The organism is Advenella sp. S44 (genome assembly GCF_002810445.1).
Taxonomy (GTDB): Bacteria; Pseudomonadota; Gammaproteobacteria; order Burkholderiales; family Burkholderiaceae_B; genus Advenella.
Map to the genome: position 1 here is coordinate 23,613 of NZ_NEXS01000009.1, position 25,257 is coordinate 48,869.

23 protein-coding genes are annotated in these 25,257 nt (G+C 56.5%); 6 read left to right on the plus strand and 17 right to left on the minus strand.

Annotated features, from left to right (window positions below):
- Nucleotides 1-10: 10 nt before the first annotated feature.
- The 12 genes from CAP48_RS13955 to alr all read right to left on the minus strand — a co-directional run bounded on the left by CAP48_RS13955 (nucleotide 11) and on the right by alr (nucleotide 12,231).
- Complete coding sequence (locus tag CAP48_RS13955) at nucleotides 11-367, minus strand: Spx/MgsR family RNA polymerase-binding regulatory protein (protein WP_100697759.1); 357 nt, start codon at nucleotides 365-367, stop codon at nucleotides 11-13.
- On the minus strand, nucleotides 364-1,164 hold the full coding sequence (locus CAP48_RS13960; RefSeq protein WP_100697762.1) for an ABC transporter permease subunit: 801 nt from the start codon (nucleotides 1,162-1,164) through the stop codon (nucleotides 364-366). Before CAP48_RS13960 ends, CAP48_RS13955 begins: the two co-directional genes overlap by 4 nt.
- Nucleotides 1,161-2,075, minus strand: a complete 915-nt coding sequence (locus CAP48_RS13965) for an ABC transporter permease subunit (protein ID WP_100697764.1) — start codon at nucleotides 2,073-2,075, stop codon at nucleotides 1,161-1,163. The genes CAP48_RS13960 and CAP48_RS13965 overlap by 4 nt, the downstream gene beginning before the upstream one ends.
- Nucleotides 2,072-3,193: an ABC transporter ATP-binding protein gene (locus tag CAP48_RS13970; protein ID WP_100697766.1), complete on the minus strand. Its 1,122-nt coding sequence runs from the start codon at nucleotides 3,191-3,193 to the stop codon at nucleotides 2,072-2,074. The genes CAP48_RS13965 and CAP48_RS13970 overlap by 4 nt, the downstream gene beginning before the upstream one ends.
- A gap of 1 nt (nucleotide 3,194) precedes the next feature.
- On the minus strand, nucleotides 3,195-4,298 hold the full coding sequence (locus CAP48_RS13975; RefSeq protein ID WP_192871338.1) for a polyamine ABC transporter substrate-binding protein: 1,104 nt from the start codon (nucleotides 4,296-4,298) through the stop codon (nucleotides 3,195-3,197).
- Between the two features lie 60 nt (nucleotides 4,299-4,358).
- Nucleotides 4,359-5,093 (minus strand): 3-deoxy-D-manno-octulosonic acid kinase, encoded by a 735-nt coding sequence (locus CAP48_RS13980; RefSeq protein WP_161495266.1) that lies wholly within the window; start codon nucleotides 5,091-5,093, stop codon nucleotides 4,359-4,361.
- On the minus strand, nucleotides 5,086-5,505 hold the full coding sequence (locus CAP48_RS13985) for a group II truncated hemoglobin (RefSeq protein ID WP_100697772.1): 420 nt from the start codon (nucleotides 5,503-5,505) through the stop codon (nucleotides 5,086-5,088). Before CAP48_RS13985 ends, CAP48_RS13980 begins: the two co-directional genes overlap by 8 nt.
- Nucleotides 5,505-8,015: an ABC transporter permease gene (locus CAP48_RS13990; protein ID WP_153045707.1), complete on the minus strand. Its 2,511-nt coding sequence runs from the start codon at nucleotides 8,013-8,015 to the stop codon at nucleotides 5,505-5,507. Before CAP48_RS13990 ends, CAP48_RS13985 begins: the two co-directional genes overlap by 1 nt.
- A 22-nt stretch (nucleotides 8,016-8,037) precedes the next feature.
- Entirely contained in the window at nucleotides 8,038-8,808 is a 771-nt protein-coding gene (locus tag CAP48_RS13995) for a sulfite exporter TauE/SafE family protein (protein WP_100697776.1), read from the minus strand.
- Nucleotides 8,809-8,918: 110 nt separating this feature from the next.
- Nucleotides 8,919-10,280 (minus strand): DNA repair protein RadA, encoded by a 1,362-nt coding sequence (radA, locus tag CAP48_RS14000; protein WP_100697778.1) that lies wholly within the window; start codon nucleotides 10,278-10,280, stop codon nucleotides 8,919-8,921.
- A gap of 78 nt (nucleotides 10,281-10,358) precedes the next feature.
- On the minus strand, nucleotides 10,359-11,066 hold the full coding sequence (locus tag CAP48_RS14005) for an SDR family oxidoreductase (protein ID WP_100697780.1): 708 nt from the start codon (nucleotides 11,064-11,066) through the stop codon (nucleotides 10,359-10,361).
- The gene (gene alr / locus CAP48_RS14010; RefSeq protein ID WP_100697782.1) at nucleotides 11,056-12,231 is read right to left on the minus strand and encodes an alanine racemase; all 1,176 of its coding nucleotides are present in this window, start codon (nucleotides 12,229-12,231) and stop codon (nucleotides 11,056-11,058) included. Before alr ends, CAP48_RS14005 begins: the two co-directional genes overlap by 11 nt.
- An 84-nt stretch (nucleotides 12,232-12,315) precedes the next feature.
- Here alr and hpnC point away from each other — a divergent pair, with 84 nt between their 5' ends.
- From hpnC to hpnE, 3 genes are read left to right on the plus strand one after another with little or no spacing between them, the layout of a single operon-like run.
- Entirely contained in the window at nucleotides 12,316-13,161 is an 846-nt protein-coding gene (gene hpnC / locus CAP48_RS14015; protein WP_100697784.1) for a squalene synthase HpnC, read from the plus strand.
- Complete coding sequence (gene hpnD, locus CAP48_RS14020) at nucleotides 13,151-14,032, plus strand: presqualene diphosphate synthase HpnD (protein WP_100697786.1); 882 nt, start codon at nucleotides 13,151-13,153, stop codon at nucleotides 14,030-14,032. Before hpnC ends, hpnD begins: the two co-directional genes overlap by 11 nt.
- A complete protein-coding gene (gene hpnE / locus CAP48_RS14025; RefSeq protein WP_100697788.1) occupies nucleotides 14,016-15,599 on the plus strand; it encodes a hydroxysqualene dehydroxylase HpnE in 1,584 nt (527 codons plus the stop codon). Before hpnD ends, hpnE begins: the two co-directional genes overlap by 17 nt.
- Before the next feature lie 24 nt (nucleotides 15,600-15,623).
- Here the strand turns inward: hpnE and CAP48_RS14030 are convergent, their stop codons facing one another.
- On the minus strand, nucleotides 15,624-17,408 hold the full coding sequence (locus CAP48_RS14030) for a chloride channel protein (protein ID WP_100697790.1): 1,785 nt from the start codon (nucleotides 17,406-17,408) through the stop codon (nucleotides 15,624-15,626).
- Nucleotides 17,409-17,789: 381 nt separating this feature from the next.
- On the opposite strand from CAP48_RS14030, the gene CAP48_RS14035 reads away from it, so the two are divergent.
- Nucleotides 17,790-18,209, plus strand: a complete 420-nt coding sequence (locus CAP48_RS14035) for a MarR family winged helix-turn-helix transcriptional regulator (protein ID WP_100697792.1) — start codon at nucleotides 17,790-17,792, stop codon at nucleotides 18,207-18,209.
- Nucleotides 18,210-18,425: 216 nt separating this feature from the next.
- Here CAP48_RS14035 and CAP48_RS14040 read toward each other — a convergent pair whose 3' ends face one another.
- The 4 genes from CAP48_RS14040 to alaC all read right to left on the minus strand — a co-directional run bounded on the left by CAP48_RS14040 (nucleotide 18,426) and on the right by alaC (nucleotide 23,958).
- Entirely contained in the window at nucleotides 18,426-19,652 is a 1,227-nt protein-coding gene (locus tag CAP48_RS14040) for an NnrS family protein (protein ID WP_100697794.1), read from the minus strand.
- A gap of 298 nt (nucleotides 19,653-19,950) precedes the next feature.
- Entirely contained in the window at nucleotides 19,951-21,384 is a 1,434-nt protein-coding gene (gene thrC / locus CAP48_RS14045; RefSeq protein WP_100697796.1) for a threonine synthase, read from the minus strand.
- 82 nt (nucleotides 21,385-21,466) lie between these two features.
- Nucleotides 21,467-22,771, minus strand: a complete 1,305-nt coding sequence (locus CAP48_RS14050) for a homoserine dehydrogenase (protein WP_100697798.1) — start codon at nucleotides 22,769-22,771, stop codon at nucleotides 21,467-21,469.
- Complete coding sequence (alaC, locus tag CAP48_RS14055) at nucleotides 22,768-23,958, minus strand: alanine transaminase (RefSeq protein WP_100697800.1); 1,191 nt, start codon at nucleotides 23,956-23,958, stop codon at nucleotides 22,768-22,770. The genes CAP48_RS14050 and alaC overlap by 4 nt, the downstream gene beginning before the upstream one ends.
- Nucleotides 23,959-24,277: 319 nt before the next feature.
- Here alaC and CAP48_RS14060 point away from each other — a divergent pair, with 319 nt between their 5' ends.
- Nucleotides 24,278-24,724 carry an Mth938-like domain-containing protein gene (locus CAP48_RS14060; RefSeq protein ID WP_100697802.1) on the plus strand — a complete coding sequence of 149 codons (447 nt, stop codon included), beginning with the start codon at nucleotides 24,278-24,280 and terminating at the stop codon, nucleotides 24,722-24,724.
- 1 nt (nucleotide 24,725) lies between these two features.
- Complete coding sequence (locus CAP48_RS14065; RefSeq protein WP_100697804.1) at nucleotides 24,726-25,211, plus strand: peroxiredoxin; 486 nt, start codon at nucleotides 24,726-24,728, stop codon at nucleotides 25,209-25,211.
- Nucleotides 25,212-25,257: the final 46 nt, after the last annotated feature.

The following is a 25,257-nucleotide window of genomic DNA, read 5'->3' on the forward strand; positions in this document are numbered from 1 at the left end:
ATTTTACCTGTTACGAGAGATGGGCCGCAAACGTGTCCTGTGCAAACCCGAATGTGATCGAACCATCGGCAAACATGGTGACCGGCCGCTTGATTAACGAGGGAAATTCCGCTGCCAGCGCCAGCCACTCCTGTTCCGAACCGGGGGTTTTGCGATTTTCCGGCAAGCCGCGCCAGGTCTGGGAGTTGCGATTGATCATCGCCTGCGCACCACCGGCGGCTGCAGCCCAGGTCTGAAGCAGCGCCTGGTCTGTCGGTTCATCACGATAGTCGGTAAATTCGACCTGCTGCCCCTGTTCCTGCAACCACTTGCGCGCTTTAACGCAAGTGCTGCAGCGCTTGAGCCCGTATTGGCGTATTACACTCATTGCTTTGTACGTCCCTGAAAATAATTGGCAATAATCACAAATGTCCCGACCAGCAGAATCATCAGCGTTGCCAGCGCGTTCACTTCGGGTTTGATCCCGAGCCGCACACGCGAAAACACTTCAATTGGTAAGGTAGTATAGCCCGGACCATTCAGGAAGGAGGCAATAACCACATCATCCAGGGACAATGTAAAAGACAGCAGCCAGGCAGCCACCAGTGCGGGCGCGATCAGCGGCAGTGTGATTGTAAAAAACACGCGCAGAGGCGGCGCGCCCAGGTCCAGCGCGGCTTCTTCGAGCGAGCGGTCAAGCTCCCGAACACGCGACTGAATCACCACCGACACATAAGCCACGCATAACGTTACGTGGCCCAGCCAGATGGTAAAAATGTCGTTGCTTTCCGGAAAGCCGGTCATGTTGCGGATTTCGATAATCATCAGCAACAGCGAAATGCCCAAAATGACATCTGGAATGACCAGCGGTGCGTTGAGCATACCGATGTACAGGCCGAAGCCCTTGAACGGACCCTTGCGCGCCAGGACATAGCCGGCCCAGGTGCCGATGACCACTGCCGCAGTCGCGGTCAGAAACGCAATGCGCAACGACAGCCAGGCTGCATTGAGCAAGGCCCGGTCCTGCGCCAGGCTTTGGTACCAGCGCAGCGAGAAGCCCGACCAGCTTGAAGCCAATGCCGACCCATTAAAGGAGAACACGATCAGGCTCAGAATCGGGATATACAGAAACAGCAGGCCTGCTCCCAGAAACAGCCATTTTAACCAGGTATTTTCCTGTTTCATGCGTCCCGTCCTTTCAGGGCCCTGGCCTGACTATACTGGAATATGACAAGCGGAATCAGCAGGAAGACCGTCATTGTGACCGCCACTGCCGCCGCGACAGGCCAGTTGGTGTCGGTAAAATATTGATCCCACATCAGGCGCCCCATCATGTACGTGTTAGTGCCCCCCAGCAACTCGGGAATCACGTACTCGCCAACGGTGGGAATAAAGACCAGCATGGCGCCGGCGATCACGCCCGGTATTGAAAGCGGCAGCGTGATGGTGACAAATGCCTTCCAGGGGCGCGCGCCCAGATCATAGGCCGCATGCAACAGACGCCGGTCCATTTTGACCAGGCTCGTATACAGCGGCAGAATAAAAAATGGCAGATAGGTATAAATCAGGCCGATATACACGGCCATATCGGTGCGATAGATTTCTATCGGCGCCGACGAAATACCCGTCCACATCAAAAACTGGTTCAGCAAGCCTTCATTGCGCAAAATACCGATCCAGGCATAGACGCGCAGCAACAGTGAGGTCCAGAATGGCAGGATCACCGCCAGCAGTAGCAAATTACGCTGACGCGGCGACGACCGGGCGATATAGTAGGCCATCGGATAGCCGATAGCCACACACCATAAGGTCGTGACCAGCGCCATTTTCAGCGATTTGAGATAGGCGCCCACAAAAAGCGGATCAGTCAGCAGCAGCAGATATCCCTCAAAGTGCAGCGACAGCGTGAGCACCTGCTCCTCGATTTGCACCAAAGGCCCGTAAGGAGGAATACCGAAAGTGGATTCTGAAAAGCTGATTTTAAGAACAATGAAAAACGGCACCAGCAAACAGAGGACCAGCCATGCATACGGCGGCAAAATGGCCCAGATCTGCTGATCGGGGCGGTAGTTTCGCAGCGAACGCAATGGTTTCATGACGGCAGCACCGTTGCGCTGTCCGGCCCCCAGGTCACGAAGACCTCGTCGTCGATGCCTGGCGCGTTTTCCTGCGACAGCTCAATGCCTGGCACGCTGGCCTCTATAATCTTGCCAGCATCCAGACGTATCTGATACAGGGTATAACTGCCCATCCAGGCCACGTGCGTGACAATACCGTGGCCAATATTAGTTTCGTCATCAGGCTGATCGATAAGCACGCGAATCTGCTCGGGACGAATTGAGACGAACACTTCCATGCCCAGCGGCTCGCTGACACCATGATTGACAAACAGCGGGCGCATCAGCTCATCGCTTTCAATCACGATATGATCGGGCTCATCCACCACGATCGTGCCGGTGAAGATATTGGTCGATCCGATAAAACCGGCGACAAAGCGCGAGTTGGGGAACGTGTAGACCTCTTGCGGCGTACCGGTCTGCACAATCTGGCCTTCGGTCATGACAGCGATGCGATTGGCCATGGTCATGGCCTCTTCCTGGTCGTGGGTTACCATGACACAAGTAACACCCACCTGATCCAGAATGCGCACCAACTCGATCTGCGTTTTCTGCCTGATCTGTTTGTCCAGCGCCGACATGGGTTCATCCAGCAACAACAACTTGGGCCGTTTGACCAGGCTGCGCGCCAGCGCCACGCGCTGCTGCTGTCCACCCGACAATTGCGACGGCTTGCGCCGCGAATAACCGGCCATTTGCACCAGGTCCAGCGCAGCGAACACGCGATCATGAATTTCCTGGCGATCAACGCCTTCCTGTTTCAGGCCGTAAGCCACATTAGCCTCTACGGTCATGTGGGGAAACAGCGCGTACGACTGAAACATCATATTGACTGGTCGCTTATACGGTGCGACACCTGTCAGGTCTGTGCCGTCCAGCAGGATCTTGCCTGAGGTCGGCTCTTCAAAGCCGGCCAGCATGCGCAACAATGTAGATTTGCCGCAGCCTGAGCTGCCCAGCAGCGCGAAGATCTCGTTGCGCCGCACACTCAGGTTGACCGACTGCACGGCAACGGTGTCGCCAAAAATCTTGACGATGTCAACCAGCTTGACGAATTCATCCGCATCGCTGGCTGCTGACAAATGCCGCTCCGACATCTTATTTTCCTGCTTTGAGCTCGGCCCACAAGCGCGTCTGCAAGCGGGCGATTTTGATTGGCTGGGCCTTGATCACAAAAAGGCTCTTTGCCACGTCGGGCGTCGGGTAAATCATCGGATTGTCGGCAATTTCCTTGTTCACGAATTCACGCGCCGCCTTGTTAGCATTGGGATAAAACATATTGTTGGTAATCGCCGCGTGCACTTCGGGCTCTTCAATATAATTGATGAATGCCATGGCGTTTTCCGGATGTGGCGCATCCTTGGGCACAGCCATCGTGTCGAACCAGGCAGGCGCGCCGCCGGCAGGAATATAGTAGTCGATGACGTCGTTTTTGTTGGCTTCCCTGGCGCGGCTGGCCGCAATCATCACGTCTCCGGAAAAGCCGTAAACCATGCACAGGTCGCCCGAAGCCAGTTCATCGATATAACCCGATGAGCTGAATTGACGAATGTACGGTCGGATTTTCTTGAGCACATCCAGCGCGGCCTGATAGTCTTCGGGCTTGTCGCTATTGGGATCCTTGCCCAGATAATGCAGAACTGCAGGAAACACCTGGGCCGCTTCGTCCAGGATGGAAATGCCGCAAGCCTGCATTTTCTTGGCGTTTTCGGGGTCGAATAACGTTTCCCACTTGCCCAGCTCCACATCATCACCCAGCGCCGCTTTGGCCTTGGTCACGTTCAGGCCAATGCCATTGGTACCGTAACCCCAGGGCACCAGGTATTGGTTACCCGGGTCGACCTGGGCGACCAGTTCCATAATGGCCGGGTCCAGATTCTTCCAGTTTGGTATTTTTGACTTGTCCAGTTTCTGGAACAGGCCGCCTTCGATCTGGCGCGATGCGTAATGGGTTGAAGGCACAACCACGTCGTATCCTGATTTGCCGGTAAGCAGCTTGGCCTGCAAAATATCGTTGGTATCGTATGTGTCGTAGCGAACCTTGATGCCGGTTTGCTTCTCGAAACCCGGAATCGTGTCCGGCGCACTGTATTCAGCCCAGTTGTAGACGTTCAGTACCTTTTGTTCAGCAGCATGAACGACATGTGCAGCGCAGGCCAGTGACATCGCCAGGACAAGGCGACGGACAGAGGACGGTTTCATTGCGTTTTCCCCAAATCAGGTTAGAAAAAAAAGAAATAATAAAGGCATTTTCTCCCAGGGTCACCGATTTTTTCCGCTTTGCTGATAATGCTGTTGCAGTTGGCCCGAAAAAATCACGCCCTGCTCTCCCAGCAGCTTTTGCAGCGAACGTCCGAGACGCTGCAGCGACTGTTCGCGCAAACTTGCCGTCATGGGCCTGCGCGATGATTTGTCAAAGTCAATCAGCCAGATTTTCTGCGCATCGTCGACCAGAATGTTATGGGCGTTCAAATCGGCATGATAGACATTGGCGTCATGCAACTGGCGGATCGCTGTGCTCACCGGCTCGACCAGCCGGATACTGGCTGGCCCGGCCCTGCTGATGGCCTGGGCCAGCGACACCGTATTGTGCAGCCTTTCGGTCATAATGGCGGCGCGGTAAGTGACCCCGCGTCGCTGGTACGAGGCGGCCATGGCTCGCGGTACCGGCAGACCCTGCGCATGCAACTCATTGAGCAGCGCAAATTCCGCAAAAGATCGGGTTCTCTCCTCGGATATCCACAAGTAGCGCTCGTCGACAAAGCGACTGATCAGTCCACCGCGATGGTAGTGGCGCAATACGGCTTCGCCCCAGGGCGTGGAAAGATACCAGGCGGTATTGCGTCCGCCATCGGAAACCTTGACTGCCTTATCGCCCCAGGTTCGTGGCGTAAAAATTTCAATACGGGCCGGAACGGGAAAGTCCGGATGTACGCGGATACCATGATGCATTTGACGCACTGGCCGATGAGTGCTGTTAAAGTGCGGATCAGCCATCTTTATTTCGCATCCAGTCGGCAACGCCGAAAAACGAATGCAGCAAATGCTCCTGCAAAGGCGCTGGCACATTGCAGTCGATCATGGCCCGCCCCATGCAGGCGACCCATTCATCACGTTCCCGGATGCCGATGGCAAAGGGCAGATGCCGGGCGCGCAACATGGGATGTCCGAATTTTTCGATATACCGGTCCGGTCCGCCCAGATAGCCGCTCAGAAAGAGAAACAGCTTTTCGCGGGCGCTATCGAGCGAGTCGCCATGCGTGGCGCGCAATGCCTTGAAGTCATCCTCCAGGTCCATCAGGTCATAGAAGCGTTCCACCAGGGCATGCAGGCCGGCCTGGCCGCCGATCTGGTCATAAAATGTCGTTGTGGTATCAAGATTTTCCACAATATTCAGTGTTCTTGCCATTAGTCGGCACTCCGTAAAATGAGTAGCGGGGGTGTATTTTTGACAGCACGCAAGGCCATTTTACCCCCCGCCCATGAGGCAACCATGCCCAATACGATTCCACTTATCCAGGGCATGATGCCGGTTTTGAGCGTGATGTCGAAGACTTGCACGGCCAGCAGCTGCGCAATCAGTATTGCAAAACCGGCAGCGAGCGTGCCCGACACTACGCCGATAACAATCAGTTCGCTGCGCTGCGCCTGGTCCAGTTGCCTTGAAGTCGCCCCCATGGCACGCAGCAGTCCCGCCTCGTACATCCGCTCATCCTGGGTAGAAAGAAAGGCGGTGCTAAGCACCACAATGCCGGCGGCCAGTGTAAACACAAACAAAAACTGTACCGCAGCCGCAACGCTATCGAGAATAGTCTGTAACTGACGCAATATGCCCGAAACATCAAACACGGTGATATTGGGAAACTGGCTGACCACATCCTGGGTGAATGCCGCTTTTTGCTCGGGCAGATGAAAAGCGGTAATCCAGGTGGCCGGCTTGTCCTGCAAGACCGCGGGCGAGAGGATGGCAAAAAAATTCACTTGCATCGAATCCCATTTGACTGTTCTGAGACTGGTCACTTTTGCACTGACCGGCTCACCGGCGACATCGAAGGTCACCTCATCATTGAGTTTGACGCCAAGCTGGGCTGCAATATCGTCTTCAAACGAGACTTCGGCGGCAGCCGGGTCCAGCCAGCGACCGCTGGCGATACGGTTACTCGCCGGCAGCTGGGTGAGCCAGGACAGATTGAACTCGCGTTCGGCAAGCCGCTGGGTACGTTCAGAAGCATAGGCCGAAGGATCAACGTCCTTATCGCCAATGCGAACAAGACGCCCCCGCACCATGGGATCAAGTAAGGGCGCATCCAAACCCGCTGCGGCAAACATCTCGCCTAGCGCCGGCTTTTGCTCCTCCTGAATATTTATCAGAAAGCGGTTGGGGGCATCGGGGGGCAGATTGTTCTGCCAGGCGGCCAGCAAATCGGTGCGCAGCAAGCCCAGCAGCAGGATAATCATGATTCCCAGCGTCAGCGCGCATATTTGCACAACGGTCATGCCACGCCGGTTCACCAGTCCGGCCAGGGCGAAGCGCAAAACCGGCCGTGACACCAGTCTGTGGCGCAGCTTTGCCAGCAGGCGCAGAATGATCCAGGTGATAAACGCACACACCAGCATGGCCCCGATAAACCCGCCGGCACTGATGAGCGCCAGGGTGGTATTACCAGTATGCAGCAACAGCAGGCCGACCCAGATGAAGATCCCCACCGCAATGGCGATCAATGGCCTGCCGGTCGCCACATCCAGCTCGCGGCGCAGCGCCTTAAGCGGTGGCACTCGCGACAGGTGCATGACCGGTATAACCGAAAAGCCGAAAGCCAGTACCCAGCCTGTGACCAGGCCTGCCAAGCCAGGTGCCCAAGACACTGCTGGCAACGTGGCGGGAATCAGCCCTGCCAGGAAATACATCAGCACATAATGCAGCGCCAGGCCCAAAATCACGCCAACCACCGAGGCGAACGTGGCAATCAGCAAAAATTCAATCGCCACCAGCCTTAATATGGTTCCCTGGGTAGCGCCAAGACTGCGCATGACAGCTAGGCCGTCCTGATGGCGGCTAGAAAAACGCCTTGCGGCAAGGGCGATAGCGACACTGGCGATCATCACGCTCAGGACCGAAACCAGCGAAAGGAACTGTTCTGCGCGGTCCAGCGATGCCCGGATTTCAGGGCGGGCCGAATCGGTGCCGATAATCTGGCGTCCCTTGGCGGGTCGATCCGTCAGCCATACGCGCATCTGTCTGACGGCGTCACCGTCACCGGCAAGCAACAAGGTCTCCTTCACCCGACTGCCCGGCACCAGCAGACCCGTTGCTTGCATGTCTGCCTCGTTCATCATCAACCGCGGCGCAATATTGACAAAGGCGACATTGCGATCGGGCTCGTTTTCAATGATTGCCGACACCTGCAAGGTGGACATGCCCACTCGCAATGGCGCCTGCGGCGATGCCTGCAACTGGGCAAGCAGTGCCGGATCCACCCATGCTGTCCCTGCTGGCGGAATGGTTTGTACAGACTGCCGTGCATCCGACTGTTTGCTCTGGTCCGCTTCTTGCAAGGTCACGGTCCCTTTTAACGGATAGTTCGCTGAGACCACTTTGATAGAGGCAAGTCTGGAGTGATCGCCAAACGTCACCATAGACGGAAACTGCCAGGTTTTGGCCGTTTGCAGTCCCAGAGCGCCGGCATGTTCGAGCACTTCAGGTTCAATGGGAGTATCCGATTCGAATAGCAGGTCTGCCCCAAGCACCTGGCCGGCGTTGTCGTTCAGGCCTGAAGAGACACGGTCGGCCAGAAACCCAACGCTGCATACTGCGGTCACCGCCACAACCAGGGCCAATGCCAGCAGACGCAATTCTCCCGATAGCCAGTCGCGGCGAAACAAGCGCCATGCCATTTGCCATATAGCCAAGGGACCCAAGGTGTTCTCCTGAAAAAAGGATTTATTTGAACAGCAACAGCGCCACTGTCAAATACAGCACGCCGGCAAAGATCAGTTTAAGCGTGCGCTCGGGCAGATAAAACGCCAGGCGCACGCCCTGCCGGATCATCAACATACCACCCAGCGAAAGCGCAATACCCACGGTCCAGTCCGTATTGCCGTGCCACGAATAGGTTATTAACGCCACCAGCGAACCGGGAAGGATCATGGACAGCGCCATTGCCTGTGCTGAGGTCTGCCTGAATCGGTAGACGACAGTCATGACCGGCACCAGAATAAGCGATCCGCCGACCCCGAACAGGCCGCCAATCACGCCTGAAATAGACCCCAGTATGACATATTGTATAAAGCCCATACGCAAGGATGGCGCTGCCGGGCTCGCTTCGCGTTTTTTGCCTTTTCGCAGCGTCTGCCATACATAGAACGTGGCCACCGAACCCAGAAAAAGTGCAAACAGGTTACGCAACAAAACGGGGCTCATGCCCTGTGCAACCAGTGCCGCCAGATGTGTTGTTATCACATTGGCAGCCACGCCGATGGCTACGCTACGAAAATCAATAGGCGAGCGCTTGTGATAATTTCGCAGGGTCAACACCACATTGGACGCAATCATAAGCAGGGCCGTGCCCTGCGCCAGTTGCTGCGGCATCGAAAACACCAGTGCCAGCATGGGAATGGCGATCAGGCCGCCGCCGATTCCGACAATGGCGCCCACAAACCCGATGGCTGCGCCAAGCGAAACAAACAACAGCAGATTCAAATACCAATCCATGCTTTCTCATTTAAAAAGGCCTGCGCCGGCATTGCTGCTGCTGCGCTTCTCAATTAATCATGTCTGAAACTGTTATCGGCAAGCCCGGGACGCTCCCGGCCAGCCGCCACTCAGCGTATCAGCTCCAGCACTTCATCCAGCCGGGAAACCGCTTTGATTTCCAGCCCCTCTATCGGCTGCCTTGGGGCGTTGTGCTTCGGGATGAGCGCAATGCTGAAACCCAGCTTGGCCGCTTCGCGCAGCCGCTCCTGCCCACGCGGCGCCGGACGCACTTCACCAGCCAGCCCGACTTCGCCAAAGGCGATCATTCCCTTGGGCAACGGTTTGTTACGAAGCGAAGACAGGATTGCCAGCAGGACGGGCAAATCCGTTGCGGTTTCAGTAATTCGCACGCCGCCTACGGCATTCACAAATACGTCCTGATCATACGTGGCCACGCCCGCATGACGGTGCAACACCGCCAGCAACATCGCCAGACGGCTGCCATCAACCCCCAGCGTCAGTCGGCGTGGGTTTGGAACGTGTGCCGTATCCACCAGCGCCTGGATCTCTACCAGCAGCGGACGGCTGCCTTCCTGGGTGGCGACCACACAGGAACCGGGCACATTATCGGTATGCTGGGATAAAAATAGCGCCGAGGGATTGCTTACCCCCTTGAGGCCCTTGTCCGTCATGGCGAACACGCCCAATTCGTTTACGGCGCCGTAGCGGTTCTTGAAAGCCCGGATCAGCCGAAAAGAGGAGTCGGTTTCCCCTTCAAAATACAGGACAGTATCCACAATGTGTTCCAGGACACGGGGGCCGGCCAGCGTGCCGTCCTTGGTCACATGGCCGATCATGACCATGGCAACGCCGGTCTGCTTGGCAATGCGCGTAAGCTGGGCTGCGCATTCGCGTACCTGCGATACCGAGCCGGGGGCGGAAGTCAACTCGGCAGAGTACAAGGTCTGGATGGAATCGATCACCGCCACCGCAGGCTTATACTGCTGAAGGACTGCCTGGATGCTTTCGAGCTGGATTTCCGCCACCAGTTGTACGGCGCCGGTAGCCAGGTCCAGACGTTTGGCCCGCAGCGCCACCTGTTCGGCCGACTCTTCGCCGGTAATGTACAGGACCTGTGCTCGCAGCGAGAGCGACGCCAGCGCCTGCAGCAACAATGTGGATTTGCCGATACCCGGGTCGCCACCGATCAGCACCACGCCGCCGGGCACAAGCCCGCCGCCGAGCACCCGGTCAAATTCGGATAAACCGGTAGGTTGCCGCGGTGTGTCGCGCGCCTCGATATCGGCCAGGTTTCTTACTGGCGCGGCCTGCGCCAGGTGGGCATAACGGTTGGGCGCGACTGCCGCACTGCCCCGCTCTACGGTTTCCACCATGGTATTCCATGCCTGACAGTGTGGGCACTGTCCCTGCCATTTGGCACTGACGCCCCCGCACTCCTGACATACATACACCGTTTTTGCCTTTGCCATACCGCCCCTGATTTCCCATGCCCTGCAAGGGCGTCCTGATTTAATAAACGAAAAAGCAAGCGGCTTGGCGCCACCTGTCTACAGGGATGCGCCGCCGTCCACGCCCAGATTCTGTCCGGTAATGTAAGCCGCTTCATCCGAGAGCAAAAACGCCACGGTGGCCGCAACTTCTTCGGGACGACCCAGCCGTTTCATAGGCACGCGTGTGAGCATCTGTTTTTCTTGCTCGCTGCCCGGCGGCTGACCCTTGCGGAAAAACTCGGTTTCGATCGGGCCGGGCGAGACGGCATTAACGGTAATACCGTACTCAGCCAGCTCAAGCGCCCAGGTTTTGGTGCAGCCGATCAGCGCCGCCTTGGATGCTGAATAGCTTGTGCGCCCTGCCTTGCCGCCTGCTGCGCGACTGGCAATGTTCACAATCCGGCCTTCACGACGCACCTTCATTGATTCCACAAAGGCCTGTGTGACCTGAACGGCAGCACGCAGATTGACATCATAAGACTGATACAGGGACGACAGATTCACTTGACCCAGGTTCTCGGCCAGGACGATACCCGCGTTGTTGACCACGGCATCCACCGGGTATTTCTCGCGGATCATGCGCAGCATTTCTTCGGTGTGGCCCGCATCATTCAAATCACATTGATACAGAAAGCCCGGAAAGTCAATATCACTGACCTGCCTGGCGATGCCTATCACATGGGCGCCGGCATCGCTCAGGCGGCGGGTAATGGCCCATCCTATGCCTTTGGTAGCACCGGTTACAAGGACGCACTTATTTTTCAATGGACTCTCCTGGGTGTTCAATGTGAACCGGAACGCGCCTGGCCAGCGCACACAGCAGTTCGTAGGCAATTGTACCCGCCGATGCCGCAACATCGTCGATGTGCGGGCCATCATTGCCCCACAGGGTCACCCAGTCGCCGACAGCGGCATCGGGTATCGGATCCAGATCAATAGTGAGCATATCCATTGAGACGCGCCCGGCCAGCTGGGTTGCCACGCCATTGACCGACGCCGGTGTCCCCGACGGCGCGCTGCGCGGATAGCCGTCAGCATAGCCACAGGCCACCACGCCAATACGCATATCGCGCGTAGCGGTATAGGTAGACCCGTAACCCACGCTCTGTCCCTCTTTCACATGCTGGATGGAAAGCAGACGCGCCTGCAGCGTCATGGTCTGACGCAGGCCGAACTCCTGGCCGGTGGTATTGGCAAAAGGCGAAGAGCCATACAGGCAAATGCCGGGGCGCACCCAGTTGTCAGCGGCAGAAACTGCAAGTTGCGGGTACCGTAGAACCGCAGCCGAATTGCACAGACTGATACTGCCTGCTCTATCGCCCACTGTATCGCGAAATAGCTGTACAGGTCCGTCGACTGCCCCCTGCGCGCCATCGGCATCAGCAAAATGCGTCATAAAGCCAATCCGCCCGACTTTGCCTTGCTGCTGCAACGCCAGTAGATCCTGATGAGCGTCGGCAAACTGCTGCGGCGCAAAGCCCAGCCGATTCATGCCCGTATTGATTTTCAGAAAGACATCCAGCGGCCCCGCCAGTGTGCTTGCCTGCAGCATGCGGATCTGGTCAGGATGGTGAATGGTGCTGACGACGCGGTTTTGCTGCAATACCGGCAAATCCCCTGGCTCGAAGAAACCTTCGAGTAAAAGCAGCGGCCCCTGCCAGCCGGCGTCGCGACAGCGGACAGTCTCTTGCAAATCCAGCATGGCAAGACCATCGGCCTGGGAAAAACCGGCGATGGCGGTTTCCAGTCCGTGACCATAGGCGTTGGCCTTGATGACGGCCCAGATATGGGTCGCTCCGGCCTGCGCTGCCGGCGTGCCGCCATGGCCGCCGGCCGGCGCTTGTCGCGCATTGTCAAGGTATTGCCGGATAATGCTCAGATTATGCGACATGGCCTGCTGTGATATCAATGCCCGGATGGGACGCGGCATGGTGTGGCTCCACTAGTCAAATTCATCGTACTTGAACGATCAGCATAAATTATAATCATTGCATCACTACATTAGCGCGTATTCATGTCCGTCGATCATTATGAGAATTTTCCGGTAGCTTCCATCCTCCTGCCGCGACGCCTGCGCACTGCGGTCACGGCTATCTATGCCTTCGCCCGTCAAGCAGACGATATTGCCGACGAAGGCCGGGCCAGCGCCCAGGAACGCCTGGCCCAGCTTGATGCCTTTGACCGGGCCGTGCTTCATATGCAGCAAAATCAGTTCTCGGCCACGCAATTTGAAAATGTGCCCCAGGCGCTTTTTCTTGCCCTGCAGCGCGAAATGCGCCTGCACGGGCTGCCGGTCACGCCGCTGCGCGACCTGCTGGTAGCATTCCGGCAGGATGTTATGCATCAGCCCTTCCAGAACGATACGGACCTGATGAACTACTGCCGCTACTCTGCCGATCCGGTCGGACGGATACTCCTGCACCTGTATCGCGAGACAGACGAATCCTCGTTGCAACTGTCCGATAAGATCTGCAGCGCGCTGCAACTGATCAACTTCTGGCAGGATATCGCCATTGATACCCCGCGCCATCGATATTATTTGCCGGCAGACCGGCTGGCCGCCTACGGCATGAGCCATGCCGACCTGGCCAACCGGCAACTGAATCGCCACTGGCCACAGTTAATGCAGGAAAATACCGCGTTTGCACGTAGAATACTGCTTGCCGGTGCGCCGCTGTGTACACGTCTGCATGGCCGGCCGGGCCTGGAGCTGCGCATGATCGTCCAGGGTGGCCTGCGCATACTGGAAAAAATAGACGCCGTTGCGGGCGACGTCTTTGACCACCGACCAACACTGAATAAAAAAGACTGGGCCCTGATAGCGTGGCGCAGCGTACGAAACAATTATTATGACACCTGACCAGTATTGCCAAGAGAAAGCGGCGCGTAGCGGATCGAGCTTTTACTACGCCTTCCTGTTTCTTCCCGTGCAGCAGCGACGCGCCATCACGGCCGTGTATGCGTTTTGCAGGGAAGTGGACGACGTGGTGGATGAATGCACCGACCCCTCGGTCGCCCGCATCAAGCTGGCCTGGTGGAGCAAGGAAATACACAAGCTGTTCGAGGGGCACGCCGAGCACCCTGTTGCGCAGGCGCTGCAGCCGCACCTGTGTCCTTTTGGACTGCAGCAAGCGCAATTTCAGGCCATTATCGATGGCATGGAGATGGATCTGGACCAGACGCGCTATATGGACTGGCCCGGCCTGCGCAAGTACTGTTGGCACGTGGCGGGCGTGGTAGGCCAGCTGTCGGCGCAAATTTTTACCTACAATAACGAGGACACGCTGGCCTATGCCGAAAAGCTTGGCCTGGCACTGCAAATGACCAACATCATTCGCGACGTAGGCGACGATGCGCGGCGCGGGCGCATTTATCTGCCCATTGATGACCTGCAAAAGCACAACGTCAAGGCAGCCGATATTCTGAACAGCCGGGAAACGGACGACTTTCGCGCCCTGATGGCGTTCCAGACTGTCCGGGCCCGCCAGCTATACCAGGAAGCGGCACAGCTGCTGCCTGAACAAGACCGGCGTGCACAGCGCCCGGGGCTGATGATGGCGGCCATTTATTACACCCTGCTTTGTGAAATCGAAAAAGACGGCTGGCCGGTGCTGACAAGCCGCATCTCCCTGACGCCCTTGCGCAAACTGCTTATCGCCTGGAGGATCTGGGTAGGCGGCGGCAAAGGTTTTATCCGCAAGATGCGTGGGCTGGATGTCCCTGGCGCCTGATCACGCCGGGCGGCGCGTTGCCGTCGTTGGCGCCGGATGGGCTGGCCTGGCCGCCGCCTTTACACTCAAACGCGCCGGCTGGCATCCTCAGGTTTTCGAGCAGTCTCCGGTACTGGGGGGCCGCGCCCGCAAGGCGGTAATACCGCGTCGCGGCGTGACACTGGACAATGGCCAGCACCTGATGCTGGGCGCCTATCGTCATGTCCTTGAGCTGATGCGGGACATCGGTGTCAATAGCGAACATGCCCTGCTGCGATTGCCATTACAACTGACAACCCTGGATGGCTCGTTAAGTCTGATGGCCAACATGAAGCATCCGGGGCCGCTCCGGTTGCCACTGGCCTTGCTTAACATGAAGGGCGTGAGCGCCGGCCACAAATACCGCCTGTTTCGGGCGCTATTGCAACTGCAATGGTCCGCCTGGCGCGTAGCGCCTGGCACGACAGTACTGGCGTGGCTGCAAGCGCATCGCCAGCCAGCTGCATTAATTCGTCTTTTCTGGGAACCATTGTGCATTGCGACCCTGAACACGCCCATTGCCGATGCCTGCATGCGTCTGTTTGCCGTCGTGCTCAGGGACAGTCTGGCCAGCGACGCTAAAGCCAGTGATCTGCTTGTTCCTCGGGTCGATCTGAGTGCACTGTGGCCAGAAGTGCTGGCGCCCGAGCTGTCTATTCATCTCAACACTCCTGTGCGCGGCTTAAGCCTCGCACCTAGTGGCTATCGATTGCACACTGACGGCCAGAATCGAACAAATCCGTGCGATACAGGGCAACACGATCCTGACGGGCATCGCGATGCCGGCGATGGACGCCTGGACTTTGATGCCGTCATACTTGCCGCTCCGCCCCCCATTTGCCGGCGCCTGCTGTCGCAACTAATGCATAGCAATAACGTAAATAAAAGCACCGAGTCTATCGTTCAGGACAATACAGATGAGAACAGGGACGGAACATGCCGCGAGCCCGGGCCCACGACGGCGGCAAAATCAGCGCTGCTCGAACAACTGAGTGCCTTTCGGTATCACGCCATTGCCACACTGACAATTTTCCTGGAAGCGCCTTTTCCACTGCCGGACAGCATGTATATGCTCAAGGAAAATCGAAAGGCGGGATTTGATGGACAATGGCTGTTTAACCGCAGTGCATTCATGCATCCGGTCACCGCTGCGCAGACGATCCGCGAAAAAGATACAGACGCAACGACTCAACACAACGGCGCGACACCCCATGCGATTTGCATTGTCATCAGTCATGCAGATCATCTGATCGGAACAGACCGGAACACGATTGCCGACGCCATTCTGTCCCAGGTACGCAGCCAAATGCCCCAGGGTGTCGCATTGCCGCAAGTATTGGGCTATGAAATGATCATGGAAAAACGGGCGACCTTTGCCGCCACGCCTGGCCTGGGCCGGCCAGAGAACATCACGCCCTGGACGGGGCTGTTTCTCGCAGGCGACTGGACCAATACCGGCTATCCCGGCGTGCTGGAGGGTGCCGTCATGAGTGGCCTGGCGGCGGCCAAAGCGGCTCAGACAACTGGCAGCCATCGCCAACCGGACTAGCGGTGATTGCTGATGTCCCGGCAACTATTGCCGGGCAGTACGCCTGCGTTTTGGACCCATTAATGTTGCACGCTCATGCGTTTCGGTGGCAAGGCGCTGCCGCACCCGCATCAGGTCCTTCCAGCCGATATATCCGATCAACGAACCATCGGTGCGCGAGACAACAGGCAAATGAGCGACATTGGCATGCACCAGCTTATCGACCAATCCCGCCAGATATTCATCAGGATAGGCAAGCGTGATTCTGGCGCCCTGCAGCAGCTCGCCCAGGCTCTGGTTGCGGTGCCTGCCGGCTCGCCGCCAGGCCAGGACCGATGGCGGGTCCACAATGCCAAGCACATTGCCTTGCTGGTCTACCACCGGAAAGCTCGGGTGGCGGGTTTGGGGCGATGTCAGAAAACGCACCGCGCCGTGCAGCGTCATGGCTGCCGGGACACTAATCACGTCTGAGGTCATGACATCTCTCACATGCGTCAGTTCGAACGGATCAACCCGATATTCGCGCACAATGTGGTGACCACGTCGAGCAATCTTTTCAGTGAGAATGGAACGCTTCATCAGCAGTACAGTCATTGCATGCGCTGTCACGCAAGCCACGATCAGGGGCAACAGCGCTTGAACGTTGCCCGTGAGCTCGACGGCAAAAAAAGTGGCTGTGAGCGGCGCACGCATGGTCCCGCCCATCATGGCCGCCATGGCCAGCAATGCCCAGAAACCAGGACTGGCATCCGGCAGAAATCCGCCCAGTGCCGCTCCCATTGCCCCGCCCATAATCAACAGCGGCGCCAACACGCCGCCCGATGTGCCTGAGCCGAGCGCGACCGACCAGATGACGGCCTTGACAACCAGCAGTGTGATCGCTGCCACTCCCAGCATCTGGCCGTCGAGCATCGCCGATATGTTTTCGTAGCCAACGCCAAGTGCGCGCGGATCAATTAATCCGCCAATGCCCACGACCAGCCCGCCGATCATGGGCCACCACATCCAGTGTATGGGCAGTCGCTGAAAGCCATCTTCACAGGCATACACCAATTGCGTAAGCAGGCCCGAAAGCAAACCAGCCGCGATACCGATGGCAATCCAACCTGCGAAACCGGCCAGAGTGGTCAGCATCGCTCCGTCAAAGGGAAACAGCGGCTCGCCCATTCCAAGCAGGCTGCGTCCCAGTTGAGCAACAGTAGCGGCAACAACAACCGGGATAAAACTGCGCGGACTCCATTCGAACAATAACAGTTCGACGGCAAGCATGATTGCTGCAATGGGTGTTCCAAATACAGTTGTCATACCCGCTGCAGCGCCGGCAACCAATAGCGTTTTGCGCTCGTTATCCGAAACCGGCAGAGCCTGCGCAATCAGTGAACCAATCGCACCCCCTGTCATGATGATCGGCCCCTCGGCTCCAAAAGGCCCGCCCGTACCAATGGCAATCGCCGACGACAACGGTTTGAGCACCGCCACTTTGGCATCCAGGCGCGAGCGGCCCAGCAAAATCGCTTCAATCGCTTCTGGAATACCATGCCCGCGGATTTTTTCGCTGCCGTAACGGGCGATCAGTCCGATCAGCAGCGAGCCGATCACGGGAATACCTACCGCCCACAGTCCCAGGGAAGCATCCTCAAGCCGCAGTTCGGCAAACGAAAATTGTCCGAAATAGGCCAGATTGGTGCACAACCGGATCAACTGCAGTAGCAACAGGCCGGCGCACATCGCCGCGATAGCAACCGGCAAGGCAATGGCAATGACGAAAAGGACTCGCTTATCCGTTGAAAAATCGCTGAGCTGTCGATTACGGATGTGTTTGATAGTCATGAAGTTGAGACAGAGATAAAAGGCAGATCGAGAAAGAAAAAAAGAGACGGATATATCAAGGAGCCCGATAAAAAAAGGAATTCCGATACAAAAAGGAGCCGGATAAAAAATAACGGGCAAGGGCCGTGACACGGATATAGGACATGAGCCGTGCCACTGGATGTGATTCAAGAATCAGATTGGCATAAATTTCCAGAAGCGCGTAATTATATCGTATTACGATATAATAATTCAACCTGCATCTGATACACTGCGCAATTGCGTATGTACGCTTCCTGTTTACATTGGACCCGCAACGTTCCTTGCCTGGATTCCTTGCCTGGGCACCCTGTTGCGTACCCTGCTTGTATTCCTTCACCTCAACAGTTACGATCCACTGCCATGCCTGACGACTCGCTTGACCAATCCGATTACACAGCCCTGGCGGAATTTCGTTATCTGATACGGTGTTTTCTGCAGTTTAGTGAAGAGCGCGCAAAGTCTGTGGGACTGACGCCAAGACAACACCAGGCGCTGCTGGTCATCAAAGGATACGGAAAGGGAGCACCGGTGACAGTCGGCACTCTGGCCGACCGCTTGCGGATAAAACACCATAGCGCAGTGGAATTGGCAAGTCGATTGGCTGAAAGCCATCTTATCGAGCGGCTCACAGACCAAGCGGATCAGCGCAAAGTGCTATTGCAACTGACATCGCGAGCCGAGCAACACTTAGCGGCACTGTCGGCGGCGCACAGAGACGAACTCTCGCGCATCAAGCCCATGCTCAGTCGGGTACTGGACACCGGAAACAGCGAATCATAAGAATTGCGGCAACCGCCAGCTCCGGCTCTTGCGCATCATAGTCACTCACACAGTGGCGTCGGGGCCGGCCACCTTCCTGCTACCTTTCGTGCCCGTTCACTGCCATTGCCCGGCCACGTCGAAGTCACTACGGATTCATAGGACGTTGCAGCCGTTGTGATGCCACCGGCAAAGCTTGCGATGTCTGCATCTGCGACTACACACCACGGAATTACGTCATGATTTTTTTTGGTCTGGTCGTATTGCCATAGGCGGCATATTGCCCTGCTGTGGACGGGGTGACACAAGAAAAGGGACAAAACGGTATAAATACAGGGCGAAGGCGATTATCCAGGCCAGCGCAGCCAAGTGCAACATAGGCATGCTCAGCGCAGGCAGCATCAGCGCAGCCAATCGCACCAAGGTGGCGATGAAAATCAGCAGATAACTGCATACCATTAAACGATCCGCCTTCAGTGCACGTCCGGTATGGCCCAGCGCTGTACGCGTGATCATGCCGATAATCATAATGGAAAAACCGCCCATGGCAATCACGTGCACATATACGGCCTGCCGTGCGAGAAATGTTGGTCGCCAGCCCAGGAAATAGCAGGCGGCAAGCAGCAAACCGGCACCCATGAAAAACCAGGCGAGGTACAGTACCCACAACAATGGCACACGCACCACACGCAGTGGTTTCCACTGAACAAGCTGATAAAGCGCCGTGGCGCCGGCTGTTGCTGCACCGGCCGCCAGCAGATAATCGACCTGCACGACAACGCCCAGGATGGCTACGCCACAGGCCACCAGTTGCAATAAACCAGAACGTTCATGCGCAGGCATTTCCAGGTCCGCGATCGCGCGGGTGGCAAAGAACGGAATAACCCGGCGTGCGATCAGCAAAGCAATAAACACCATGCAAAGAATGCCGATTTGCATGAAGCCCGTAAGCAGCACTACCCGGCCCTGGCTTACGGCCAGAAGATATAAAAAATCACTCAGTCCAAGTGCAAGCATCATCACGGGCAAAATATAGTTTCGTTTATTGCGCGCCTTGAAAATCACCCGCCAGAGCGCCACCGCTGCAGCCAGGTAAAACAGCGTATCGCAAACCATTGCAACAATGAATGCAGGCTGGCCCGGCACCAGAAATGCCAGCCGCGCCACCAGCCAGCACAGGGTCAGCATGCCCAGCGCGCGCCCCCTGATCGGATTGATACCGGTCCAGGTGGCGCTGGCCGTTGTCAAAAAACCCACTGCGATTGTGGCAACAAAGCCCCACAGCATTTCATGGGCATGCCACCATACCCCACCCAGCTGCCCCCTGAGCAAGTGCGGCATAAAAATCCAAATGGCAACAGAAATAAGCGCCCACGCCGCGCCTGCAATATACAAGGGGCGAAATCCAAGGGATAAAAATGCGGCAGAAGAAAAACGCGGCTGTACAGGAATGGATGCGTGCATGAGAATCCGCCATGGTCAGGACAATAATATGTAAATTATATACATGTTTTTAGAAAAACCGGCCTACTCTTGCACTTGGCCTTGTCCAAGGTCAAAAAAAGGGGTTCCAATCGCTGCACGATACGCAGGTACTCGGATACTGCGCAACAACAGAAAAAGACCATGACCCCGCCGAATCGCGTTTGCAAACAGGGACTTATCAAGCCGAGCGCATATCTCAATTAAAAAAGGCCGATCCATCGGATCGGCCTTTTTACTTGCTAACGCCGGTACGGCGGCAGCTCGCTCATCGCAGCAGTCAGGATAGCGCGCGCGCCTTGATATAGTCGCGTATCGCTTCAACGTCGTTGTCCATAATGACCACTTTTTGCGGCATATCAGCCAGTGCCTTCAGATGGTCGGGAACGGGTACTTGCTGGCCGGTAGCCTCAAGAATTGTCTCACCGAATTTGACAGGTAACGCGGTCTCCAGTACCAACATGGGAATGCCGTCCTCGACAAACTGACCAGCCACTTTCACGCCATCGGCCGTGTGTGGATCAATCAGAATGCCAGACTCCTGCTGCACCTGGCCAATAGTGTTCAGACGATCCGCATGCGTGCTGCTGCCGCCGACAAAGCCAAACTCTTCGGTAAAGCGGGCTTTTTCTGCAGACAGATCAAATGCCCCCTCCTGCTCCAGCTTTTTCCACGTAGCGGCCAGACGCTTGGCATCCCGCCCGAGCACATCGAACACAAAACGCTCGAAATTGGAGGCCTTGGAAATATCCATGGACGGGCTGGAGGTGGCCAACGTTTCCGCACTGACCCGGGGCCGATAAATACCGGTACGGAAAAACTCTTCCAGCACATTATTCTCGTTGGTTGCCAGAACCAGGCGATGGATAGGCAGGCCCATGCGGCGCGCGAAATGGCCGGATAAGATATTGCCGAAATTGCCAGACGGCACGGTAAACGACACCTTGTGATCCGATACGTCGACGCCGTCATTGACTGCAGCATCGGTGCTGCGCAGCCAGGCCCAGAAATAGTACACAATCTGCGCACAAATACGCGCCCAATTAATGGAGTTGACCGCGCCCAGATGATAGTTTGTCTTGAACGAGACATCGCCGGCCAGCGCCTTGACGATATCCTGGCAATCATCGAATACGCCCTTGACCGAGATATTATGGATATTTTCATCCATTAGCGAATACATTTGCGCACGCTGAAAGGCGCTCATGCGTCCATGCGGTGAGAGCATGAAGACGGATACCCCCAGTTTGCCACGCATGGCGTATTCTGCCGCAGAACCGGTGTCGCCCGATGTGGCGCCCAGAATGTTCAGCTTGCGGCCTTCACGCGCCAATACAAACTCGAAAACCTGGCCCAGGAACTGCATCGCCAGGTCCTTGAAAGCCAGTGTCGGCCCCTCGGACAAGCCAACCAGCGTCATGGATTTGTTCAACGGCTTGAGCGGAACAATCTCGCTGCCGGAAAAGACCGATTCGTTATAGGCCGCCTTGCAAATGCGTTCCAGATCGGTACGCGCAATGTCATCAATGTACAGGCTCAGTATTTCCGTCGCCAGCTCGGCATACGACAGCGAACGCCACAGTTCGAGCTGCTTGGCGCTGACCGAAGGAATACTTTCAGGCACCGCCAGACCTCCATCCCGCGCCAGACCTTCCAGAAGGATTTCGGAAAATGAAACCGGGCTCATACCGCCGCGGGTGGAAATGTATTTCATTATTGCTCCGTTATTGCGGCGTCCCACGCCGCAAACGTGAAGGCACGACCGCTTGGCTTGCCGATCGTGCCGGTCAGATCCGTCAGTCCAGATGTTCCAGGCGGATACGCGTAATGGACGAATGCACGAACGGCATGGCCTCTATGGTCTTAATCGCGGTATTGACATCGCCTTCCCGCGCCTGGTGTGTCAGGAAAATAATGATGGCGCGATTTTCACCGTCCTGCTCCTGCATCATGGAATTGATGGAGATCCGGTGGTCTGCAAGAATTCGCGTCAGGTCTGCAAGAACGCCGGAACGGTCTTCCACCGATAGTCGCAAATAGTAGCTGGTACGCACATCTTCCATATTCAGGATCGGCGTATCGGACAGCGCTTCCGGCTGGAAGGCCAGATGAGGCACCCGATTGCCGGGATCGGACGTATGCAAGCGGGTCACATCGACCAGATCAGCAACTACGGCCGAAGCCGTGGCTTCAGAGCCGGCGCCCGGGCCGTAGTAAAGCGTATCGCCCACCGCATCGCCGTTGACAACGACCGCATTCATCGCGCCTTCCACATTGGCGATCAGCCGCTTGGCCGGCACCAGTGCCGGATGCACGCGCAATTCAATGCCCTGGTCGCGACGTCGCGAAATGCCAAGCAGCTTGATGCGATAGCCCAATCTTTCGGCATAGACAATATCCTGCTGATCCAGTTCGGTAATGCCTTCAATATGCGCCTTGCTGAACTGGATGGGAATACCAAACGCCAGTGACGCCATTAATGCCAGTTTATGGGCGGCGTCAATGCCTTTGACATCGCCTGCCGGATCTGCCTCGGCATAGCCCAGTTGCTGAGCCTGTGCCAGCACGGTCTCGTACGGCAGGCCGTGATCGCGCATTTGCGACAAAATAAAATTGGTGGTGCCATTAATAATCCCGGCCAGCCATTGAATACGATTGGCGGTCAGCCCTTCGCGGATCGCCTTGATAATGGGAATGCCGCCTGCCACCGCTGCTTCGAACGCGACCATGACCCCTTTTTTGCTGGCCAGGGCGAAGATTTCATTGCCATGCAGGGCAAGCAGCGCCTTGTTGGCCGTTACCACATGCTTGCCGTTTTCAATGGCAGCCAGCACCAGCTCGCGTGCCAGTGTCGTGCCGCCGATCAACTCCACGACAATATCCACCTCGGGATCGGCCACCAGCCCCGCCATATCGTTGCTGACAGGCACTTTGTCGCCGAATACGGCCACTGCCTTGGCAGGCGTGCGCGTTGCCACTTTGGACACGACAATCTGGCGCCCGGCGCGACGTGAAATTTCTTCTGCATTGCGCGTCAACACCGCATAGGTGCCACTGCCCACAACCCCAAAACCGAGTAAACCTACCTTCATTGGATTCATTTTTTCAGGAACCCGTCTTTTTTGAACATTTCTTTAATTCCTCTGATTGCCTGGCGCGTGCGTTGTTCGTTCTCGATCATGGCAAAGCGCACATGGTCGTCGCCCAGGTCGCCAAAACCGATACCCGGCGATACCGCCAGCTTGGCATCGGCCAGCAGTTTTTTGGAAAATTCCAGTGATCCCATTGCCTTGTACGGTTCGGGGATCTCGGCCCAGATGTACATGGCCGCCTTGGGGATTTCAACCATCCAGCCGGCATCATGCAGACCCTTGACCAGTACATCGCGGCGATTCTTGTAGTGCGCGACCACCTCGGCCACACATTCCTGTGGGCCTTCCAGCGCAGCAATGGAGGCCACCTGGATGGGCGTAAACGTACCGTAATCATGGTAGCTTTTCATACGGGCCAGTGCATTGACCAACTCCGCATTGCCCACCATGAAGCCCACACGCCAGCCTGCCATATTGTAGCTTTTACTCATCGTGAAAAACTCAACGGCCACTTCCTTGGCGCCCGGCACCTGCATGATAGACGGCGGCTGGTAGCCGTCAAAGGTGATATCGGCATAGGCCAGGTCATGCACAACTAGAATATCATGCTCTTTGGCCAGCTTAACCACCCGCTCGAAAAACGGCAAGTCGACACATTGCGCGGTCGGATTGCTGGGAAACCCAAGGATGATCATTTTCGGCTTGGGAATGGATTCGCGCACGGCGCGCTCGATTTCCTCGAAAAAATCCAGCCCTTTTTTCATGGGTATGGAACGAATGTTGGCGCCGGCGATCACCGCGCCGTAAATATGTATCGGATAGCTGGGATTGGGCACCAGCACCGTGTCGCCCTTGTCGAGCGTTGCAAGCATCAGGTGGGCCAGCCCCTCTTTGGAACCGATGGTCACGATGGCTTCGCGGTCCGGATCCAGAATGACGTTATAACGGCGCGAATACCAGTCGGAAATTGCCTTGCGCAGGCGCGGAATGCCTTTGGATACTGAATAGCCATGCGTATCGGGACGGATTGTGGCCTCAACCATTTTGTCCACGATATGCTTAGGTGTGGGACCGTCCGGATTGCCCATGGACATATCGATAATATCCTCGCCACGCCGGCGCGCCGCCATTTTCAGCTCGCCGGTAATGTTGAACACATAAGGGGGGAGCCTTTCTATACGTGGGAAGTTTCTCATGACGGACCTGGAAGGAGTGAAGGAACAAATTTAGGATGAAACCAGTAAATCTAGCCTATATAAGACCGTACGGCAAACGATTTTGCCCATGCACGCAAAAAATTTGCAATGGCGCTGTCGTTGCAGTACAAAAAAGGAAAGGTTTGGGCGATGGTGCGCGCCCCGGCATGCCGGGCGCTCATCCTGAGGTCGCACCCGCCCGCAGGGCCTGCAAGCAACACAGCCTGGCAAGGCGCTTGCACATGGTACAAAATATCTGAGTACCACTATCACATATATGAAATACAGTTAGAATAAGATAAACGCACAAGGAGTCTTTGTGGAACTGAAACGAGAACAGCCAACAGCACTTAATACAGTCACCCGCTATGGGGACCAATTTATCGAAGTCAACGAGGTCAAATACACCCACGCCATTGCATTTCGCCCTGAAGGCGCAATCCGCCAATGGGGCGTGATAGCCGTTAGCGATATCACGACAGATCAATTGATTCTGGCCGCAGATATGCGTAAGGTCCAAGGCGATGCCATCGACTTTCTAGAAGACGATGCCCCAAGCGTCAAATTTAAGAACACACCCGAAATTTTGCTCGTAGGCACTGGCTCGCGCCAGCACTTTCTGCCCGCTGCCGTGACCGGGCCGCTACTGGCCGCGCGAATTGGCGTCGAAGCCATGGACTCAAAGGCAGCGGCACGCACCTATAATGTACTGATGGCTGAAGGCCGCAATGTTGCTGTGGCGTTGATGCTCAGCGAAGGAGAATAAAATGACAAATCCCCCCACAATTGGTAAAAAAGCGCCCGCTTTCAAGGCTGACAGCCAGCTGGGACCGGTTACACTGGCCGGTCTGAAAGGCAAAAATGTTGTACTGTATTTTTATCCGAAGGACAACACGCCGGGATGCACAACCGAGACCCAGGGTTTTCGGGATGCGCTAAGCGACTTTGAAAAAGAAAATACCGTCGTGCTGGGCGCGTCGCGCGATTCGCTCAAAAGCCACGAAAATTTTGCGACAAAGCTGAACGTGACCTTCGCCCTGCTATCCGATCCTGATGAAACGCTGTGTACACAATACGACGTTATCAAGATGAAGAATATGTACGGCAAGCAGGTGCGCGGCATTGAGCGCAGCACCTTTCTTATCGATGCCAGCGGCAAGCTTGTGCAGGAATGGCGCAAAGTCAAAGTCCCCGGTCATGTTGAGGCCGTCCTTGACGCGGTGCGCACGCTGAATGCCGCACAACAGGATTAGTCCCGACCGGGCTCCGCGAGGTACCCCTTTCCATGGCGCAACCGCG

What these genes read in the sequence shown, in the direction of transcription:
- CAP48_RS14050 (WP_100697798.1), bottom strand. Translation starts at nt 22,771, where the DNA reads ATGAATCCAATGAAGGTAGGTTTACTCGGTTTTGGGGTTGTGGGCAGT.
- CAP48_RS14065 (WP_100697804.1), top strand. Translation starts at nt 24,726, where the DNA reads ATGACAAATCCCCCCACAATTGGTAAAAAAGCGCCCGCTTTCAAGGCT.
- CAP48_RS13955 (WP_100697759.1), bottom strand. Translation starts at nt 367, where the DNA reads ATGAGTGTAATACGCCAATACGGGCTCAAGCGCTGCAGCACTTGCGTT.
- thrC (WP_100697796.1), bottom strand. Translation starts at nt 21,384, where the DNA reads ATGAAATACATTTCCACCCGCGGCGGTATGAGCCCGGTTTCATTTTCC.
- CAP48_RS13965 (WP_100697764.1), bottom strand. Translation starts at nt 2,075, where the DNA reads ATGAAACCATTGCGTTCGCTGCGAAACTACCGCCCCGATCAGCAGATC.
- alaC (WP_100697800.1), bottom strand. Translation starts at nt 23,958, where the DNA reads ATGAGAAACTTCCCACGTATAGAAAGGCTCCCCCCTTATGTGTTCAAC.
- alr (WP_100697782.1), bottom strand. Translation starts at nt 12,231, where the DNA reads ATGCCGCGTCCCATCCGGGCATTGATATCACAGCAGGCCATGTCGCAT.
- radA (WP_100697778.1), bottom strand. Translation starts at nt 10,280, where the DNA reads ATGGCAAAGGCAAAAACGGTGTATGTATGTCAGGAGTGCGGGGGCGTC.
- CAP48_RS13985 (WP_100697772.1), bottom strand. Translation starts at nt 5,505, where the DNA reads ATGGCAAGAACACTGAATATTGTGGAAAATCTTGATACCACAACGACA.
- CAP48_RS13960 (WP_100697762.1), bottom strand. Translation starts at nt 1,164, where the DNA reads ATGAAACAGGAAAATACCTGGTTAAAATGGCTGTTTCTGGGAGCAGGC.
- CAP48_RS13970 (WP_100697766.1), bottom strand. Translation starts at nt 3,193, where the DNA reads ATGTCGGAGCGGCATTTGTCAGCAGCCAGCGATGCGGATGAATTCGTC.
- CAP48_RS13995 (WP_100697776.1), bottom strand. Translation starts at nt 8,808, where the DNA reads ATGGATTGGTATTTGAATCTGCTGTTGTTTGTTTCGCTTGGCGCAGCC.
- hpnD (WP_100697786.1), top strand. Translation starts at nt 13,151, where the DNA reads ATGACACCTGACCAGTATTGCCAAGAGAAAGCGGCGCGTAGCGGATCG.
- CAP48_RS14040 (WP_100697794.1), bottom strand. Translation starts at nt 19,652, where the DNA reads ATGCACGCATCCATTCCTGTACAGCCGCGTTTTTCTTCTGCCGCATTT.
- CAP48_RS14035 (WP_100697792.1), top strand. Translation starts at nt 17,790, where the DNA reads ATGCCTGACGACTCGCTTGACCAATCCGATTACACAGCCCTGGCGGAA.
- CAP48_RS14030 (WP_100697790.1), bottom strand. Translation starts at nt 17,408, where the DNA reads ATGACTATCAAACACATCCGTAATCGACAGCTCAGCGATTTTTCAACG.
- CAP48_RS13975 (WP_192871338.1), bottom strand. Translation starts at nt 4,298, where the DNA reads ATGAAACCGTCCTCTGTCCGTCGCCTTGTCCTGGCGATGTCACTGGCC.
- CAP48_RS13980 (WP_161495266.1), bottom strand. Translation starts at nt 5,093, where the DNA reads ATGGCTGATCCGCACTTTAACAGCACTCATCGGCCAGTGCGTCAAATG.
- hpnE (WP_100697788.1), top strand. Translation starts at nt 14,016, where the DNA reads ATGTCCCTGGCGCCTGATCACGCCGGGCGGCGCGTTGCCGTCGTTGGC.
- hpnC (WP_100697784.1), top strand. Translation starts at nt 12,316, where the DNA reads ATGTCCGTCGATCATTATGAGAATTTTCCGGTAGCTTCCATCCTCCTG.